Source organism: Nereida sp. (assembly GCF_965655635.1).
In the GTDB taxonomy this organism is placed as follows: domain Bacteria; phylum Pseudomonadota; class Alphaproteobacteria; order Rhodobacterales; family Rhodobacteraceae; genus Nereida.
In genome coordinates this window covers 18610-33676 of sequence record NZ_CBFHHE010000005.1, presented here as the reverse complement: position 1 = coordinate 33676, position 15067 = coordinate 18610, and the positions used below count along the sequence as shown (strand labels likewise).

Genomic DNA, 15067 nt, shown 5'->3' with positions numbered 1-15067 from the left:
TGTTTAACAAGCGCCAGCACCTTATGTGCTGGCGCTTTTGCGTTGTCCCTATGTTGGAACTGCTTTGCGATGCTTCATGAGACCACCACGACACCACAGCTGTTTGAGCTTTATGTCGGCCATGGCTTTTGTGACTACGAAGCGTCCGCCGTGACGCACACCCTGAACATTGCCAATGAAGTTCTTGCGCGTACCGCTTTTGACTGGCGTTTCGTGGCGGAAACACCCGGCGTTGTGCAGGGGCTGACAGGCGGGCTGCTGCGGGCCGAGCCTTTGATCGATGATCACAACGTAGCAGATGTTTTGATTGTGGTTGGTGGTAAATCAGGGGCTGCAGCGGGCTGGCAGCGCCGCGCGCGTCAGATGCAGCGTTTGGGGCGGCCGGCAGTTTTGCTGTCTGATGCTGCAACTGCCTATATTGAGCTTACAAAAAATCCTCCTGGTCACGTGACGACCCATTGGCGCGACGCGGTCGCCCTCAATGAAACCGGGTACTACCCCAAGCTTACCGCTCGTTTTTCTGAAAACAGCGGCGGTATCATTACTGCTGCGGGCATGGGTGCGACGGCTGAACTGATCATCGGTTTGATTTCAAGCAGTCTTGAGGCCGCACAAGTTGCCGAGTTGGGGAACCGCCTTTTGCTGCATACCTTGCGCAAAAGCGATGCAGAGCAACCAAAGGACATTGCTGATAATCAGGGCCTTTTTGATGCGCAGGTCACCGAAGCGATCCGTCTGATGGAAGAGACCATCGCGGACCCAATCTCCATGGCGGATCTGACCGACCAGTTGGGGCTGTCAACGCGCAGCCTTGAGCGAACGTTTCGCAAGGTATTCGATGATACCCCTGCGCGGTTCTATAAGCGCCTTCGCACCAAACGCGCCCGTAACATGATTGAAGAAACCCTGTTGCCGATTGTTGATGTGGCGGTTGCCACGGGATTTGGTTCTGTTGATACAATGTCGAAGGCAGTGCGTGAGGAATACGGGCTAAGCCCCGCAAAAATGCGCGCACGCAAAAAGATTAAGCTTTTGAAATACGACTAAAGTACGCTGCTGCGTTTATATGCGGCTCTTTTGATACGTTTGCCTAATTCCGCCGCGCGGTGCGTTGCCAAAGTCGCGGCATGCATTTCATACTGCGCATATTAATGAGTGAGTTTCGAGTAATGAGTAAGGTTTGGCAAATTGGTACAGATCGTCAAAATCGGCCGGCGTGCGGCTCTACTCGGGGGCGGGCAAAACCTTAAACGACGCCAGTGAGTTGAATGAGACACCAATCTTCAAGCACATAACGTTGCGCGAGGACCTAGGTGAGAAACTGGTTGCGGCTCTCAGAGCTGAACTTGCAGATGCGAGCGCAAATAACCGCGCGGTAAACGTGGGGGCTGCGCGTCATTCTATGGGGGGACAGGCAATTCCACGTGGCGGTCACGCCATTACGTTTGAGAATGCGTCTATCGAGCTTGATACCGAAAACAGTGTGATGCGTCTTCATGCGGGTGCGCGCTGGCGGGATGCGATCAATGCTGCGGACCCTGTTGGGCTTGGCCCGCGCGTCATGCAGTCTAGCAATGATTTTGGGGTTGCGGCGACCTTTTGTGTGAATGCCCACGGGTGGCCTGTGAAAGAGAGGCCAATGGGCAGCACCGTTCGGGCCTTTGAGATGTTGCTGCCAGAAGGCGAATTGGTGCGATGCTCGCGATCGGAAAATAGCGATCTATTCAACATGACAATGGGTGGCTATGGCTTAACAGGCATAATCACACAAATGGACGTGGACCTCGCAAAAAATGTGCGCCTTGAGCCTACATTTGAGGAAGTGCCCGCAGAGAGCCTCGGTAAACGTTTTGTCGAGGTGCTGAAGGACCGCAACGTCAACATGGCCTGCGGGCGGCTTAATGTGGGGCGTGATGATTTCATGATGCGCGGTTTACTTGTGTCGTACCGACCAAGTGCTGATCAAAGTGCACTGCCGGCGGCGCAAAGCTCGGGTGGTGCGGCGAAAATTGCGAGCCGCATTTACCGTGCCCAGCTTGGTAACGAATGGATGAAAAAGCTGCGGTGGTGGTTTGAGGCGGACGTAGCGACGAAGCTGGCGGGTGGGCCCACAACGCGCAACAGTTTGATCAATGAACCTGTGCACACGCTTGATGATCGCGACCCCAAGCGAACGGACATCTTGCACGAGTATTTTGTCGCACCAGAACGTTTTGCGGAATTTGTGATCATTTGTAGAACTGTCATCCCTGCCTCGTATCAAGAATTTCTCAACGTCACCTTGCGGTTTGTCGATACTGATGAGGAGAGCTGGCTGAGTTACAGTACAACATAGCGTATCGCTGCTGTGATGTCATTCAGTCGGGAAATGACTGCTCGCGCAGCGGCTGACATGCAGCGGATGACCCAAGAATTGATTGACGGGGTAGTCTCGATCGGGGGCACATATTATTTGCCGTATCGCCCTCACGCGCGATTAGATCAGTTGACAGCGGCCTATCCACGCGCTGCTGAGTTTGCCGCTACAAAGCGCAAAATGGACCCAAAGCTGATCCTGCGGAGTAACTTTTGGGACAGGTATTTGGGGGTGTTATGAGTTTGCTACAAAAGAATGCGTTTGGGTATTTTGTGGTGCTTTTGGCAGCCGCAGCTTTGAACTAGGTGCCCGGTATCACAAGCGATCACGGCTTGGCCTTTGGTATTTTCGTTTCTCTAAAGAGCAGTTGGCTGGGATGGTAGGATTCGAACCTACGGTACACTGTACCAAAAACAGTTGCCTTACCACTTGGCTACATCCCAACGCTGAGCGGTTATCTACTTCGATGGTTTGACTGGTTCAAGGGGGGAAATGACAAATTACTATCTAAATTTAGAGATAGACTTTAGGTCGTCTGGTCATACGCTCCTACGCCAGGTTCTGTGCGGATGATTGCATCGATGTTTGCAAAGATATCACGCATCTCGGCTTCTGTTTCCGGACTTTCGCAGACGACCACAAGGTTGGGTCTGTTTGAACTTGCCCGTACCAAGCCCCACGCGCCGTTTTCCAAGATAATGCGTGCGCCGTTGACGGTTACAACATCTTTGATCGCACGTCCGCCTATTGTGCCGCCTTGCTCAAAATGTGCCTTAATCTTAGCAAAAATCCGCTCTAGGGTCTCGTATTTCTCGGTATCCGCACAGTAGGGGGACATTGTTGGTGTGGCCCATGTCCGTGGTAGCGCTTTTCGAAGGTCAGACATTTTGGCGTTAGGATTGCGGTCCATGAGTTTATAGATTTCAACGGCCACTCGCATCCCGCAGTCGTAACCAGGCCCAATTGGTTCAGCGAGGAAGTAGTGACCGGATTTTTCAAAACCTGCCAACGCGCCCAGTTCTTTGACACGGCGCTTTATGTGGCTGTGGCCGGTTTTCCAATAGTCTGCTTTGGCGCCATTCTTCTGAAGTTCTGGGTCTGACGCAAAAAGGCCGGTTGATTTCACATCTGCTACAAACAGCGCATCTTTGTGCAATTTGGACAGATCGCGCGCCATGATGACGCCTACTTTGTCCGCAAATATTTCCTCACCCTCATCATCGACAACACCGCATCTATCACCGTCCCCATCAAAGCCGAGCGCTAAGTCCGCCCCTGTTGCCAGCACGGTTTTGGACATATTGTGCAGCATTTCCATGGCTTCAGGGTTCGGGTTGTAATGTGGAAAAGTGTAGTCAAGCTCAGTATGGCTATGAACCATCTCAACGCCGATACTCTCAAACAGATCGGGTGCAAAAGCTGCTGCCGTGCCGTTACCAGTGGCGCATACCACTTTAAGCGGTCTGCTCATTTTGAAATCGCCCACAAGGTCATCAAGATAAGCCTCACGCACCCCGTCCACAAACTCATATCGCCCACCGGCGCGGGGGCTCGCCTTCACCGTTTAGAACGATGTCTCGGAGCTCACTCATATCATCAGGGCCATGGGTGAGGGGGCGTTCAAACCCCATTTTAACCCCTGTCCAGCCGTTTTGGATTATGGCTTGCGGTGACCATGGCGACTGCTGGTGCATCTAGGTGGAACTGTGCAAAATAGGTCATTGGCGAGACCGCAGGGCCGATATCTTTGACGTGAATACCGGCTTGCATAAGCCCAAGCATCAGCGCGTTTTTGATCGAAAGCGAATAATCCCGATAGTCGTTGCCAACTGCAATCACGGGCTCAATCCCGCGGCGATGCATTTGGGTGCCAAGCCCCAATCCCAATGCCGTTATGCCCTGAAGGTTGATGTCATCCGGGTATTTCCAACGTGCGTCATATTCGCTAAACCCCGTTGGGGTAATCATTGCGTCACGTAGGAACGACCAAGTGTTTTGCGCGACGGTTGGCTGTGGTTTGACCATGAGGGTGCTGTCCGATCAGAGGCGTATAGGGTTTGATTTTGCCAATTTATCGAACGCGGCCCAGCTTTCGATCAACGCAGGCATGTCGCGCAAATAGATCATGTTAGGCCCGTCGCATGGCGCGTTATCAGGGTCTTCGTGAGTTTCGGTGAAGAGGGCCGCAATGCCAAGCGAAACAGCGGCACGCGCCAACACAGGGGCCAACTCACGCTGCCCGCCAGATGCAGATCCCAAGCCACCGGGTTTGGCTACTGCATGGGTGGCATCCATCACAACCGGATAGCCCGTTTTGGCCATTTCAGGTAGCGAACACATGTCGACCACCAGGTTGTTGTAACCAAAAGACGCGCCGCGTTCTGTCAACAACAGTTTGTTGTTTCCTGTGCTTTCTACTTTGGCGACCACGTTCGCCATGTCCCAAGGGGCCAAAAACTGACCCTTCTTGATGTTGATCGCTGCGCCTGAGCGACCTGCCGCCAGCAGAAGTGCGGTTTGGCGGCACAAGAACGCAGGAATTTGCATGACGTCGACAACGCTCGCCACAGGCTCACATTGGTCTTCGCTGTGAATATCTGTGATCACGGGGCATCCAATTGCGTTGCGCACCCCCTCAAGAACGGCCAGCCCTTTATCAAGCCCAAGAGGGGCAGGCGCATTTAAAGACGTGCGGTTGGCTTTGTCGTAGCTTCCCTTGAACACATATTGCACACCCGCTGCGGCGCATGCTTCGGCAAGGGTGCCTGCGATCATTTGCGCATGATCAGCACTTTCAAGTTGGCACGGCCCTGCAATCAAAGTGAGGGGGGCGTCGTTGGAGACGGATAGCGTCCCTATGTTTACAGTTTTCATTAGCTTGTCACCTGTTCTCTGAGGATGGACGCGGTTAGCGAAATCATCAGATAGATACCAGCAAAAATCAGGAATGCCAGAATGGTGTTCTCAAACTGGCGCGGATAGCTTGCCTCGTCCGGGGAAACAGGGGCCACAGCAATTGACAGATAGCGGACCTGCCGTTCGGCCTCGACCCGCGCCGTTTCGAGTGATTGCAGTGATTGTTGCAACAGGGCCGTGCGGGTTTGGTAGTCTTCTTCTGCTGCGCGCAGCTCTGCATTCTTGCGGGCTTGGTTGTTGGCATCGCCCCCCGTCGAGGTCATTTGCGCCTGCACGTCAGCGATTTTTTCTTCAAGGCGTCGGATCTCGGCGCGGGTTCCATCGACGCGGGCCTGGTTGGGGCGGCGGTTATCAAGCAAACTGCCCAGCGTAAGCTCTTTTTCCAAAAGCAGCGATTGCAGTTGTTGCGTCTCGCTTTGCAAGAGCGCGTTGGCCGCTGCAGGGTCCAGAACACCAAGACTTTCTTGCAGGCGCGTCACACGAGAAAGCGCCTCAACCCGTTCGGCTTCGGCGGCCTCATAGCTTTCACGCGCGCCTTTCATGGCATCTTCACGCACACGCAGCGAAATATTGTCGACCCGCTCCTCAGCATATGCCACGAGGCGTTCTGCGAAAAGTGCACTGGTTTCAGGATCTGCTGCGATGACCTCCATGCGCACAATCCCTTCGGTGGGATCATAGCCGATCTTCACTTTCTTTTTATACAGTTTATAGGCCGCAGAATTGATGGTGTCGGGTGCAAGGCGCTTGAGTGTGTCGATGTTGTCTTGTAAGAAATGCTCCTTAAACCTAAGGTCTTCATCAAGCCGGAGCATCGCCTCGGGCGATTGTAGATACCCTTGTACTGCGATGCTGTCTTGGGACGTGGCGATGGGCGAGCCCCCGAAAAGACTGGCGGCACCGGACGCGCCCGGTGGCTCTGCTTGCTGGATGAGGAATTCGGATTTGGTGGCGTACATTGGTGTCGCAAGAACATAGAAATAATACCCCGCGATCAGTGTGGGCAAAAAGACAAAGGCGCTCAGTCGCGAGATCAAAAGCAACAGTTTGCGGCGGCGGCGCTTTGCGATGTCTTGTTGGATGCGTCTGATTTCGAGGGCGCGATCGTCTGGTGACGCCATCTCGGTGGAGGGCAACTGTGCTTTGCCGTTTTGGGTGGTTTGGGGCAATTGAATACGCCCAAGGGCTTGGCGCACCGCTTCTTCATCGCTGGCTGTAGTCCTACTTTGGGCCACGTTTGAAGCTGTGGCGCCTTCGTTGGTATTGCTCTCAGGCATGACCAAATCAAGCGTGTTGGCCCGTTGAAACGGATCAATCCCTTTTTCGCGCAGCAACCGAATTGCATCAAAATCAGATGTGGGTGCGAGCCCGTGTTTTTGTGCCACGCGTCGCGCCATGCGCAATTGACGGCCGGTCAGCCCCTCTTGGCGGATCGCATCAAACGGCCCCTCAACGGCCTTGAGCGGAGTAGTACCTTGAGGTGTCGGTGTTTCGGCCGCTCGTTGATCCGGTGCGGGCGTTGCACCTTGAACGGGGCGGCGGATCCTAAACTTTTGCGCCTTGGGTTTGGTAGTCATAAAGTTGCTTAGCCTCTTCCAAGGTTTCAAACATATTCAATTGGCCGTTCATCAAAACGGCGGCTTTTTTGGCGTGTTTTTCCAAAGTCTCTGCTTGGTGCAACACGATGATAACGGTTGTCGTGTGGAACCGCTCTTTTAGGATTTCTGCGGCTTTACGGTTGAAGTTCACATCTGTGGTTGAGGGCATTCCCTCATCGATGAGGTAGACATCAAAGTCGAGCGCAAGCATTAGAGCAAAGGTGAAACGCGCCCGCATGCCTGACGAAAAGGTGCCGACAGGCATGTCGAAATACTCGTCGATGTCACACATCCAGCGGCAAAATGCTTCGACATAGTCGGGGTCCAGCCCGTAAAGCCGTGCGATATAGTGGGAGTTGTCCATAGCCGTGTGTCTGTTGGTCACGCCGCCCATAAAGCCCAACGGAAACGAAATGCGGCAACTGCGTCTGATCTCGCCCTCATCTGGTTTTTCGAGGCCCGCCATCATGTTGATCAGGGTGGTCTTGCCGGTGCCATTAGGCGCAAGGATACCCAAGGATTTACCAAGCTCGACGCGAAAGCTCACCCGATCAAGGATCACTTTACGCTGTGTCCCCGTCCAGAATGATTTGCTGACATTTTCAAACTCGAGCATTGGCTCCGGTTCCTGACACTACACCTCGCGCTCGGTAACGGTACAAAGCGGGTTTCTTCCGCCAATCAATAGGAAAGCAATTGGGCATTATTATGTCTGTTTTTGAAAACAATGGCCACGTTTCGGGCGGACTGGTTAAACGAAAAAGGGCCCCAGCGGTGACTGGAGCCCCTCAAATTATGCGAAAATCCGCTGGTGATCTAGTTAGGCTTGCTGTTTCTCAACCCGCAACAATTTGCCTGCGATGAATGACGCCACAGCAGCAAAGAAGCTAAAGAGTGCCCCCATCTTCGCAGCGTCTTGGACGGGCCCTGCGTCAAAGGCCACAGAGGCCACAAAAAGCGAAACCGTAAAGCCGATAGCCGCCACAAAACCAATCACGATTAGATCAACAAGGCGCATCCCTTGAGGCAGCCCAAGGCCCAGAGGTCGTGCGGCGATCCATCCGAAGATAAAGATACCAACAGGCTTACCAATCAGCAGACCCGCAAGAACAAGCCATGTCGCATCACCAATAGAGCTAAACTCAACACCGGCATTCAGCAGACCAAAGAAGAACAATATGATTTCAACGGGGTGCTTCAAAGCGTGCTCGATCTTATTGAGCAAGTCGGTCAAATACTGCTCGGCCTCACTGAAAATACCAAAGGCGCGGTCAGCGTGCGGAATGGTTGGCACGATCGGCAAAAGGCCCAACGCAGGGTGAAGGCCCGAACGCATGAACCCGTACCAGCTGATGCAGGCTGCAATGGCATATGGCAGAAAATGCAGCTTGGTGCGTACCCATGTGCTGACAGGGCGCATTTGGTTTCCTCTGTCCATTTTGCGCGGCAGCCAGTTGGCCAAGAGAAACACACCGATGGCAGCGCCAAATGAGGCCAGCAGCCAAACAGGAGCCAATTCGCCCGATGGGTAGAAAATCGCCAAAATGATGAGGCCCGCAGCATCATCTGCGATTGCCAGCAACAACAAAAAACGTACCGCCGGGTGGCCTGCGCCAAACACAAGGCGTCCAACAAGGTAGCTGAATGCGATGTCTGTGGCCGTTGGAATCGCCCATCCGTTAGCGACTGAGCTGAACTTGTCCTCACCAAGCAAAAACGCCAGTCCAAGGTACACAGAAATCGGACCAACCATGCCACCTAGTGTGGCAAACAAAGGTGTTGCCGCTTTCTTGCCGCGCAGCGAGCCTTCTTTTAGGATAACGGCTTCCCAGACCTCTTTTGCGGCGATTGCAAAGAACAGCGCCATCAAAATATCGTTCACCAGATAGTGAAGGGTGAGGGTGCGATGTCCATCATGAAGGTGCCCGATCGGGGCATGATCCCAAATGGTGAACTCTACAAAATGGTGATAGCTCTCGGCATTAATGTTTGCCCAAATCAGCGCGATCAATGCTCCGGCTATGAGCAAAAGCGAGTAGTTGGTGACGAAATTCCAGACGCGGTACATGGTGTCTTCCCGTATTATTGCCGCAGCTGCCTACGCCAACTGGTTCAAGGGTTCAACGCCCATTGCGTCAGGCGATCGCCTGCCAGACTAATCCTGCGCTGACGGAACCGACGAATGCCAGTCCAAGATATGCTGCGAAAACTTTGTGTTTCACGAGCGCGTAGACTGCAATCGCTGCGGGAATACAGCTTACGCCACCAGCCATCATAAATGACAGCGCTGCCCCTTGTGACATGCCTTGGTCCATCAAGCCTGCAACAAGTGGGACAGCTGCGTAGCCGTTGAGATAGGCAGGACCGCCCAGGATTGCCCCAAGAATGACAGGCTGAACGCCTTCGCCACCCAGAAAGCCTGCGACAAATTCGGCCGGAACATAGCGCGTCATTATCGCTTCAAAAATATACGCGATGAGCAGCCATTTGAACAAGAACGCGCCGTTTGTAAGAGTGGTTTCACGGAAAATAGCGGTGCGTTCAGCTTCGCCCCAGAATTTCCATTGTGGCTTTTGATCAAATCCTGAAGGACCAGATGATTTTGAGCAGCAAGACTTCACGGGCGCGATTTTCAGTGGGTCACTGAAGACGGCGGTGCCAGACAGCAGCTGCGTGATCAGGCCACCGCCGATGCCGACACTGATTGCCGCGATGGTTTTAGCGATTGCAAAATCAAAGCCAAGGGCGGATCCGGTGATCGCGAATTGGGCAGGGTCCATCAATGGCGATGCTAGCCACAATGCCATGACCGCCCCAAGCGGCGCCCCAAGCGCCAAAAGCGCGGAAACAAACGGAATGACCTCGCATGAACAAAACGGCGCCACCCCCCCGATAATTGCGGCGAATACAATCATGCGAACCGGTGGGCCAGTAAAGGCTTTGGCCACCAGCCCTTCGGCGCCAGTGGCCTTGAGGTAAGCCACCGAAAAGATTGCAAATAAGATAAAAGGCGCTGTGTGTGCCAAGCTGCCAAAACCGCTGGCGATTACGGGACCAAGGGCGTTCAGATCGAAGAAGGCAAGAACTGCAAGTGCTGCCAAAGTGACAAGAATTGCTTTGTCCGCCCCGCGCCAAAGTGCTGCGGGTTTGATCGCGCTCGACCGTGTTTGAGATGCGTCGCTCATGATGTAGCCTTTGTATTGTTTGGTGCTGTTTGGGTTTGGATGTCGGAACAGCATTCGCCGTCGCTACATTTACAATTTGGACCACACTGACATGCGGGACCACAGGCACAGCAATTGGCCATCAAAAATCCGCAGAGCGCCTCGATATCATTGTAGGCGGCACCAACCGAAATAATTGAACGCCCGTGTTTTTGCTGTTGGATTAGACCCGCTGCTGCAAGAATTTTCATGTGATGTGTGAGTGTTGAGCCCGAGACGTCCGACCGCTCTGCTAGCTCTCCGATGCTTAGCCCCTTGGGTCCGGCTTGCACCAAAACACGGAGCACACCCAAGCGTTGTTCGCTTCCCAATGCAGCAAACGTGGATGCAGCTACGGTTAGACTGAGACCGGTGGATGCGGCGGGGCGCAGGGTGTTTTCATATTTCATACGCTACGCTTCGAAGATATTCGAAATAATAGCAAGTCTTATTTCGATGGTTTTCGAAATGATTTCCCTGCGCGCATCTTTCACCTTGTTTGATCGTGGTGAAGTCACTACCCCGATACCCGAGCTATCCCTTCCAAACATGAGGCCCCCATGTCCAAGACGCCCGTTGATATCGCTTTTTCAAGTATGGATGCGTCAGATGCGGCGCGTTTGCGGTTTTATGAGCGATTAGCGGATGCAGAGTTGTTTATGCTGTTGCATCAAGAGGCAGACGGTGAAGACGTTGAGCCAGAGGTATTTAATGTTGAAGGTGGGCAGTTTGTGTTGGTGTTTGACCGCATTGAACGTCTGACTGCATTTGCGGAAAAGCCTGTGCCTTATGTTGCTGTGTCGGGACGCGTGCTGGCAGCGATGTTGAGCGGGCAAGGCATTGGGATGGGTGTCAATCTGGGGCAGTCGTCCGAAATATTGATTCCAAGCGATGCGGTTGAATGGTTGCATGCGACACTTGGAAATCTGCCAACAGAAGTTACCGCCACGCCTAAAGAGATTACACCGCCCAAGGGTCTTCCAGAAGACTTGATCGCGGCACTCGATGCAAAGCTGGCGACTGCCACTGGGCTTGCACAAAAGGCTGTGCTGGTCGGGGTTGCTTATGATGACGGATCACGTGGGCATATGCTGGCATTTATTGATGTTGCGGCGGGTGCCGAAAATTCGCTGGCGCGCGCTGTAGGTGAAGCGTTGACATTCTCGGGGCTTGAGGCAGGTGTTTTGGATGTGGCGTTTCTTGCTTCCCGCGATCCAAGTGTGTCTGCGCTTTTGGCCGCGGGGCTGCAATTTGATCTTCCAGAGTTGTTGATGCCTGAGGCGCCAAAAGTACCCGGGATGGACCCTGCAAATCCGCCGAAACTGCGCTAAGTGGTTTGATGCAGGTGCGAGACGCTGTCTCGCGCTCTGGGATATTTTGAACAAAAGAAGATGAGAGGCCGTTCGTGATGAGCCAACCGATGATCGAGATGATGTGGGTAGAGGGGGCGGATACGTCGCTTGGGTTGCCGGCGTATGAAACGAAGTTGGCGGCCGGTGCTGATTTGCGGGCTAACTTGCCAGACCGCGGTGAGGTGGTGCTTGAGCCTGGGGCGCGCGCGCTTGTTCCGACAGGGCTGTGCATGGCAATTCCTGCGGGTTTTGAGGTGCAGATCCGGCCGCGCAGCGGCTTGGCGCTTAAGCACGGGATTACGTTGCTAAACAGCCCTGGGACCATTGATGCAGATTACCGTGGTGAAGTGGGGATCATCGTGCTGAACACATCGTCTGAGGCGTTTGTGATTAGTCATGCTGATCGCATCGCACAAATGGTTGTGGCACCAGTTGTTCAGGGTGAATTCCAAGCTGTAAGCGTACTTGGGCAAACGGCGCGTGGTAGCGGTGGCTTTGGCTCGACGGGGCGCAACTGATGCTAGTTGTTTTTTCAATGGCTGCTTTTTTGTGGGTGTTCGGAATGATCACCCAAACGCCGAAACAAGCGCGCTGGATCATGATCGGTTTGTTGTTTGTTGCGGTTTTGGCGGTGCACATCATTTTGCCAAACGGTCACCCGCTACGTGAGGGCACCGGTGGGGATGCGCGGCTTTGGATACTGTTGGCGGCTTTCGTGGGGCTTGTTCTGGCTTACCGCCGTGGTTTGCTGTGGATTAGGGCGCGCACAAATCCCGTAAGTTTTGAGGTTCCTGAAACCGGTCAGCTTTTCGCGGACGTAGAGTTGGAACGCGCCGCACGTCACATCGTGTTGCGAGAGATCGGTGGCGTTGGTCAGAAGTCTCTAAAAGAGGCGAAAGTGTTGGTGATTGGGGCTGGCGGCCTTGGGGCGCCTGCTTTGATGTATTTGGGTGCTGCGGGCGTTGGAACGCTTGGAATTATTGATGATGATATTGTCGAAAACACCAACCTACAGCGCCAAATCATACACAATGACGCGGCGATCGGCATGCCCAAAGTGTTCAGTGCCGAGGCGCGCTTAAAGGCGCAAAATCCTTTTGTTTCGGTGCGCCCTTATAACCGCCGCCTGACTGCTGATATGGCAGAAGATCTAATCGCGGACTATGATCTGGTGCTTGATGGCAGTGACAATTTTGAGACCCGTTATTTGGTTAATGAGACCTGCCAGAAGCTTGGTAAGACGTTGATTTCTGCCGCACTGACCCAATGGGAGGGGCAGATCAGCACGTATGTTCAGGGTGGTCCTTGTTACGCATGCGTGTTTCCTCAGGCACCTGACAGCAAACTTGCGCCAAACTGTGCAGGAGCTGGCGTGGCGGGGCCTTTGCCTGGTGTCATTGGGGCAATGATGGCTGTTGAAGCAGTGAAAGAGATAACTGGTGCGGGCGAGGGGTTGTCTGGATCAATGCTGATCTACGATGCGCTTTATGCGCAAACGCGCCACATCAAAATTACACGCAATAAGAATTGTACCGTGTGCGGCAGCGCGACGTAGCGGCTTACATCGCGACGCTTGCGTGCCTACATGAAACTAAAGCGTAGTTTACCGGAGATATTATGACCGCATTGACCATATGGACCGAACCTTTTGACATGCCGGCTTTCTCGAAGGTGCGCGATGATATGTTCGCGCCGGCTTTCGAGGCGGCATTGGCCGAGGCGTGTGCGGATGTGGCGGCAATTGCAGCTGACCCCGCACCTGCTACGTTTGAAAACACGGTTGAGGCAATGGCCCGTGCGGGAGAAGATCTCGATAAAGTCCTATCTATTTTCTACACTATTTCTGGTGCTGTTTCTAACAATACCCGAGAAGCGTTGAGCCGCGATTTCTCACCCGCCTTGGCAGATTATAGTTCTGAAATTTCTTTGAACGCGGACCTTTTCGCGCGGTACCAAGCGCTTTGGGATCAGCGTGACAACTTGGACTTAACCGCGGAACAAGCCAGCGTTTTGGACCTTAGCTACAAAAATTATGTGCGGGCAGGGGCTCTCTTGGAAGGGGACGATCGTGCGCGCTACGCACAGATCAAATCACGCCTTGCCAGTCTTGGAACCGCGTTTGGACAGAACCTTCTGTCTGATGAGCGGACTTGGGTTATGGAGCTTACACAAGCTGATCTGGACGGCCTGCCGGAGTTTGCCGTCGATGCAATGCGCGCAGCGGCGCAGGAAAAAGGCGTAGACGGCCCCGTTGTTACGCTTGCCCGCTCAATCATCACACCGTTTTTGCAGTTTTGTTCGAACCGTGATTTGCGCAAAGCGGCTTATGAAGCTTATGTGGCGCGCGGTGCAAATGGGGGCGAAACGGATAACCGCGCACTGGCAAATGAGATGCTTTCGTTGCGCCATGAACTGGCACAACTGTTGGGCTATAAAGATTACGCTGCGTACAAGCTGGAAGTTGAGATGGCGGGCGATGCGGATGCGGTGCGGTCGCTATTGATGGATGTGTGGGCCCCTGCAAAAGCGGCGGCGGACGCAGATGCCATTGTTCTTGAACAGATGCTTGTCGCAGATGGTCACGCAGGACCCATTCAGGCGTGGGACTGGCATTATTATGCAGAGGCTCGTCGCAAGGCAGAGCATGATTTGGATGAGGCCGAATTGAAGCCCTACCTGCAACTTGACCGTATGATCGAGGCTGCGTTTTCTTGCGCATCCCGGCTTTTTGATCTGTCTTTTGAGCCTGTCGAGCTGGACTTGTATCACGAAGATTGTCGTGCATGGAATGTGACGCGCAACGGTGCGCATATCGCAGTGTTCGTGGGCGATTATTTTGCGCGCTGGTCAAAGCGGTCTGGTGCGTGGTGCTCAGCGATGCGGGCGCAAAACCGGATGGATAAAGAAGTCCGCCCCGTTGTGTTAAACGTGTGTAACTTTGCCAAACCCTCCGGTGGACCTGCGCTTTTGTCTTATGATGACGCGCGCACGTTGTTTCATGAGTTTGGACACGCGCTTCACCAAATGCTGTCAGATGTGACGTATGAAATGGTAAGTGGCACATCAGTGCCGCGTGATTTTGTGGAGCTACCCAGCCAACTCTATGAGCACTGGATGGAGGTGCCTGAAGTCTTTGAGACATTCGCTACCCACGCCATTACAGGTGCGGCGATGCCTGCGGATTTGCGGGAACGGCTTCTTGGGGCATCGACATACAATATGGGGTTCCAAACAGTTGAATACGTCGCTTCTGCGTTGGTTGATCTGGATTTCCACGACGGTCCACCACCTGCTGATGCGATGCAGGCCCAAGCGGAAACTCTTGACCGGATCGGGATGCCCGCCGCCATCCGCATGCGCCACGCTACGCCGCATTTCGCCCATGTGTTTTCAGGTGGCTACTACGCGGCCAGCTACTATAGCTACATGTGGTCCGAGGTTATGGATGCTGATGCGTTTGAAGCTTTCGAAGACGCGGGAAGCGCATTTGATACCAAAACGGCCAAGGCTCTTGAGGAGCACATCTTGTCAAAAGGCGGCAGTGTTGATCCGAAAGACCTGTATATTGCCTTCCGCGGCAGATTACCTGGTGTGCAAGCCCTTCTTAAGGGGCGCGGACTGGCCGCCTAAAGGCTGATGCGC

At 53.8% G+C, this 15067-nt stretch carries 13 protein-coding genes, 1 tRNA gene and 1 pseudogene; 7 read left to right on the top strand and 8 right to left on the bottom strand.

The features are described from left to right. Positions 1 to 69: 69 nt before the first annotated feature. From ACTF5M_RS02710 to ACTF5M_RS02700, 3 genes are all read left to right on the top strand, one after another. Positions 70 to 1047, top strand: a complete 978-nt coding sequence (locus ACTF5M_RS02710) for a GlxA family transcriptional regulator (RefSeq protein WP_438959560.1) — start codon at positions 70 to 72, stop codon at positions 1045 to 1047. A gap of 169 nt (positions 1048 to 1216) precedes the next feature. Then, positions 1217 to 2335, top strand: a complete 1119-nt coding sequence (locus tag ACTF5M_RS02705; RefSeq protein ID WP_438959559.1) for an FAD-binding protein — start codon at positions 1217 to 1219, stop codon at positions 2333 to 2335. A 33-nt stretch (positions 2336 to 2368) separates the two neighbouring features. Further along, positions 2369 to 2596 (top strand): hypothetical protein, encoded by a 228-nt coding sequence (locus tag ACTF5M_RS02700; RefSeq protein WP_438959558.1) that lies wholly within the window; start codon positions 2369 to 2371, stop codon positions 2594 to 2596. Between the two features lie 128 nt (positions 2597 to 2724). On the opposite strand, the gene ACTF5M_RS02695 is transcribed toward ACTF5M_RS02700, so the two are convergent. From ACTF5M_RS02695 to ACTF5M_RS02660, 8 genes and pseudogenes are all read right to left on the bottom strand, one after another. After that, positions 2725 to 2799, bottom strand: a tRNA-Gln gene (locus ACTF5M_RS02695). 83 nt (positions 2800 to 2882) lie between these two features. Beyond that, positions 2883 to 4381: pseudogene (locus ACTF5M_RS02690) on the bottom strand (phosphomannomutase/phosphoglucomutase). 15 nt (positions 4382 to 4396) lie between these two features. Then, positions 4397 to 5230: a 3-deoxy-8-phosphooctulonate synthase gene (kdsA, locus tag ACTF5M_RS02685; protein WP_438959557.1), complete on the bottom strand. Its 834-nt coding sequence runs from the start codon at positions 5228 to 5230 to the stop codon at positions 4397 to 4399. Continuing rightward, positions 5230 to 6849, bottom strand: coding sequence for a capsule biosynthesis protein (locus ACTF5M_RS02680; RefSeq protein ID WP_438959556.1), 1620 nt, complete (start codon positions 6847 to 6849; stop codon positions 5230 to 5232). Before ACTF5M_RS02680 ends, kdsA begins: the two co-directional genes overlap by 1 nt. Beyond that, the gene (locus ACTF5M_RS02675; RefSeq protein ID WP_438959555.1) at positions 6818 to 7486 is read right to left on the bottom strand and encodes an ABC transporter ATP-binding protein; all 669 of its coding nucleotides are present in this window, start codon (positions 7484 to 7486) and stop codon (positions 6818 to 6820) included. Before ACTF5M_RS02675 ends, ACTF5M_RS02680 begins: the two co-directional genes overlap by 32 nt. A gap of 204 nt (positions 7487 to 7690) precedes the next feature. Beyond that, positions 7691 to 8938 carry a Na+/H+ antiporter NhaA gene (locus tag ACTF5M_RS02670; protein ID WP_438959554.1) on the bottom strand — a complete coding sequence of 416 codons (1248 nt, stop codon included), beginning with the start codon at positions 8936 to 8938 and terminating at the stop codon, positions 7691 to 7693. Between the two features lie 67 nt (positions 8939 to 9005). Then, a complete protein-coding gene (locus ACTF5M_RS02665) occupies positions 9006 to 10055 on the bottom strand; it encodes a permease (protein ID WP_438959553.1) in 1050 nt (349 codons plus the stop codon). After that, positions 10052 to 10483 carry an ArsR/SmtB family transcription factor gene (locus tag ACTF5M_RS02660; protein WP_438959552.1) on the bottom strand — a complete coding sequence of 144 codons (432 nt, stop codon included), beginning with the start codon at positions 10481 to 10483 and terminating at the stop codon, positions 10052 to 10054. Before ACTF5M_RS02660 ends, ACTF5M_RS02665 begins: the two co-directional genes overlap by 4 nt. Positions 10484 to 10633: 150 nt before the next feature. Here ACTF5M_RS02660 and ACTF5M_RS02655 point away from each other — a divergent pair, with 150 nt between their 5' ends. The 4 genes from ACTF5M_RS02655 to ACTF5M_RS02640 all read left to right on the top strand — a co-directional run bounded on the left by ACTF5M_RS02655 (position 10634) and on the right by ACTF5M_RS02640 (position 15055). Beyond that, entirely contained in the window at positions 10634 to 11404 is a 771-nt protein-coding gene (locus ACTF5M_RS02655; protein WP_438959551.1) for an SseB family protein, read from the top strand. Positions 11405 to 11481: 77 nt separating this feature from the next. Beyond that, positions 11482 to 11943, top strand: a complete 462-nt coding sequence (gene dut, locus ACTF5M_RS02650) for a dUTP diphosphatase (protein ID WP_438959550.1) — start codon at positions 11482 to 11484, stop codon at positions 11941 to 11943. Further along, the gene (locus ACTF5M_RS02645) at positions 11943 to 12980 is read left to right on the top strand and encodes a HesA/MoeB/ThiF family protein (RefSeq protein ID WP_438959549.1); all 1038 of its coding nucleotides are present in this window, start codon (positions 11943 to 11945) and stop codon (positions 12978 to 12980) included. Before dut ends, ACTF5M_RS02645 begins: the two co-directional genes overlap by 1 nt. Positions 12981 to 13042: 62 nt before the next feature. Beyond that, the gene (locus ACTF5M_RS02640) at positions 13043 to 15055 is read left to right on the top strand and encodes a M3 family metallopeptidase (RefSeq protein WP_438959548.1); all 2013 of its coding nucleotides are present in this window, start codon (positions 13043 to 13045) and stop codon (positions 15053 to 15055) included. Positions 15056 to 15067: the final 12 nt, after the last annotated feature.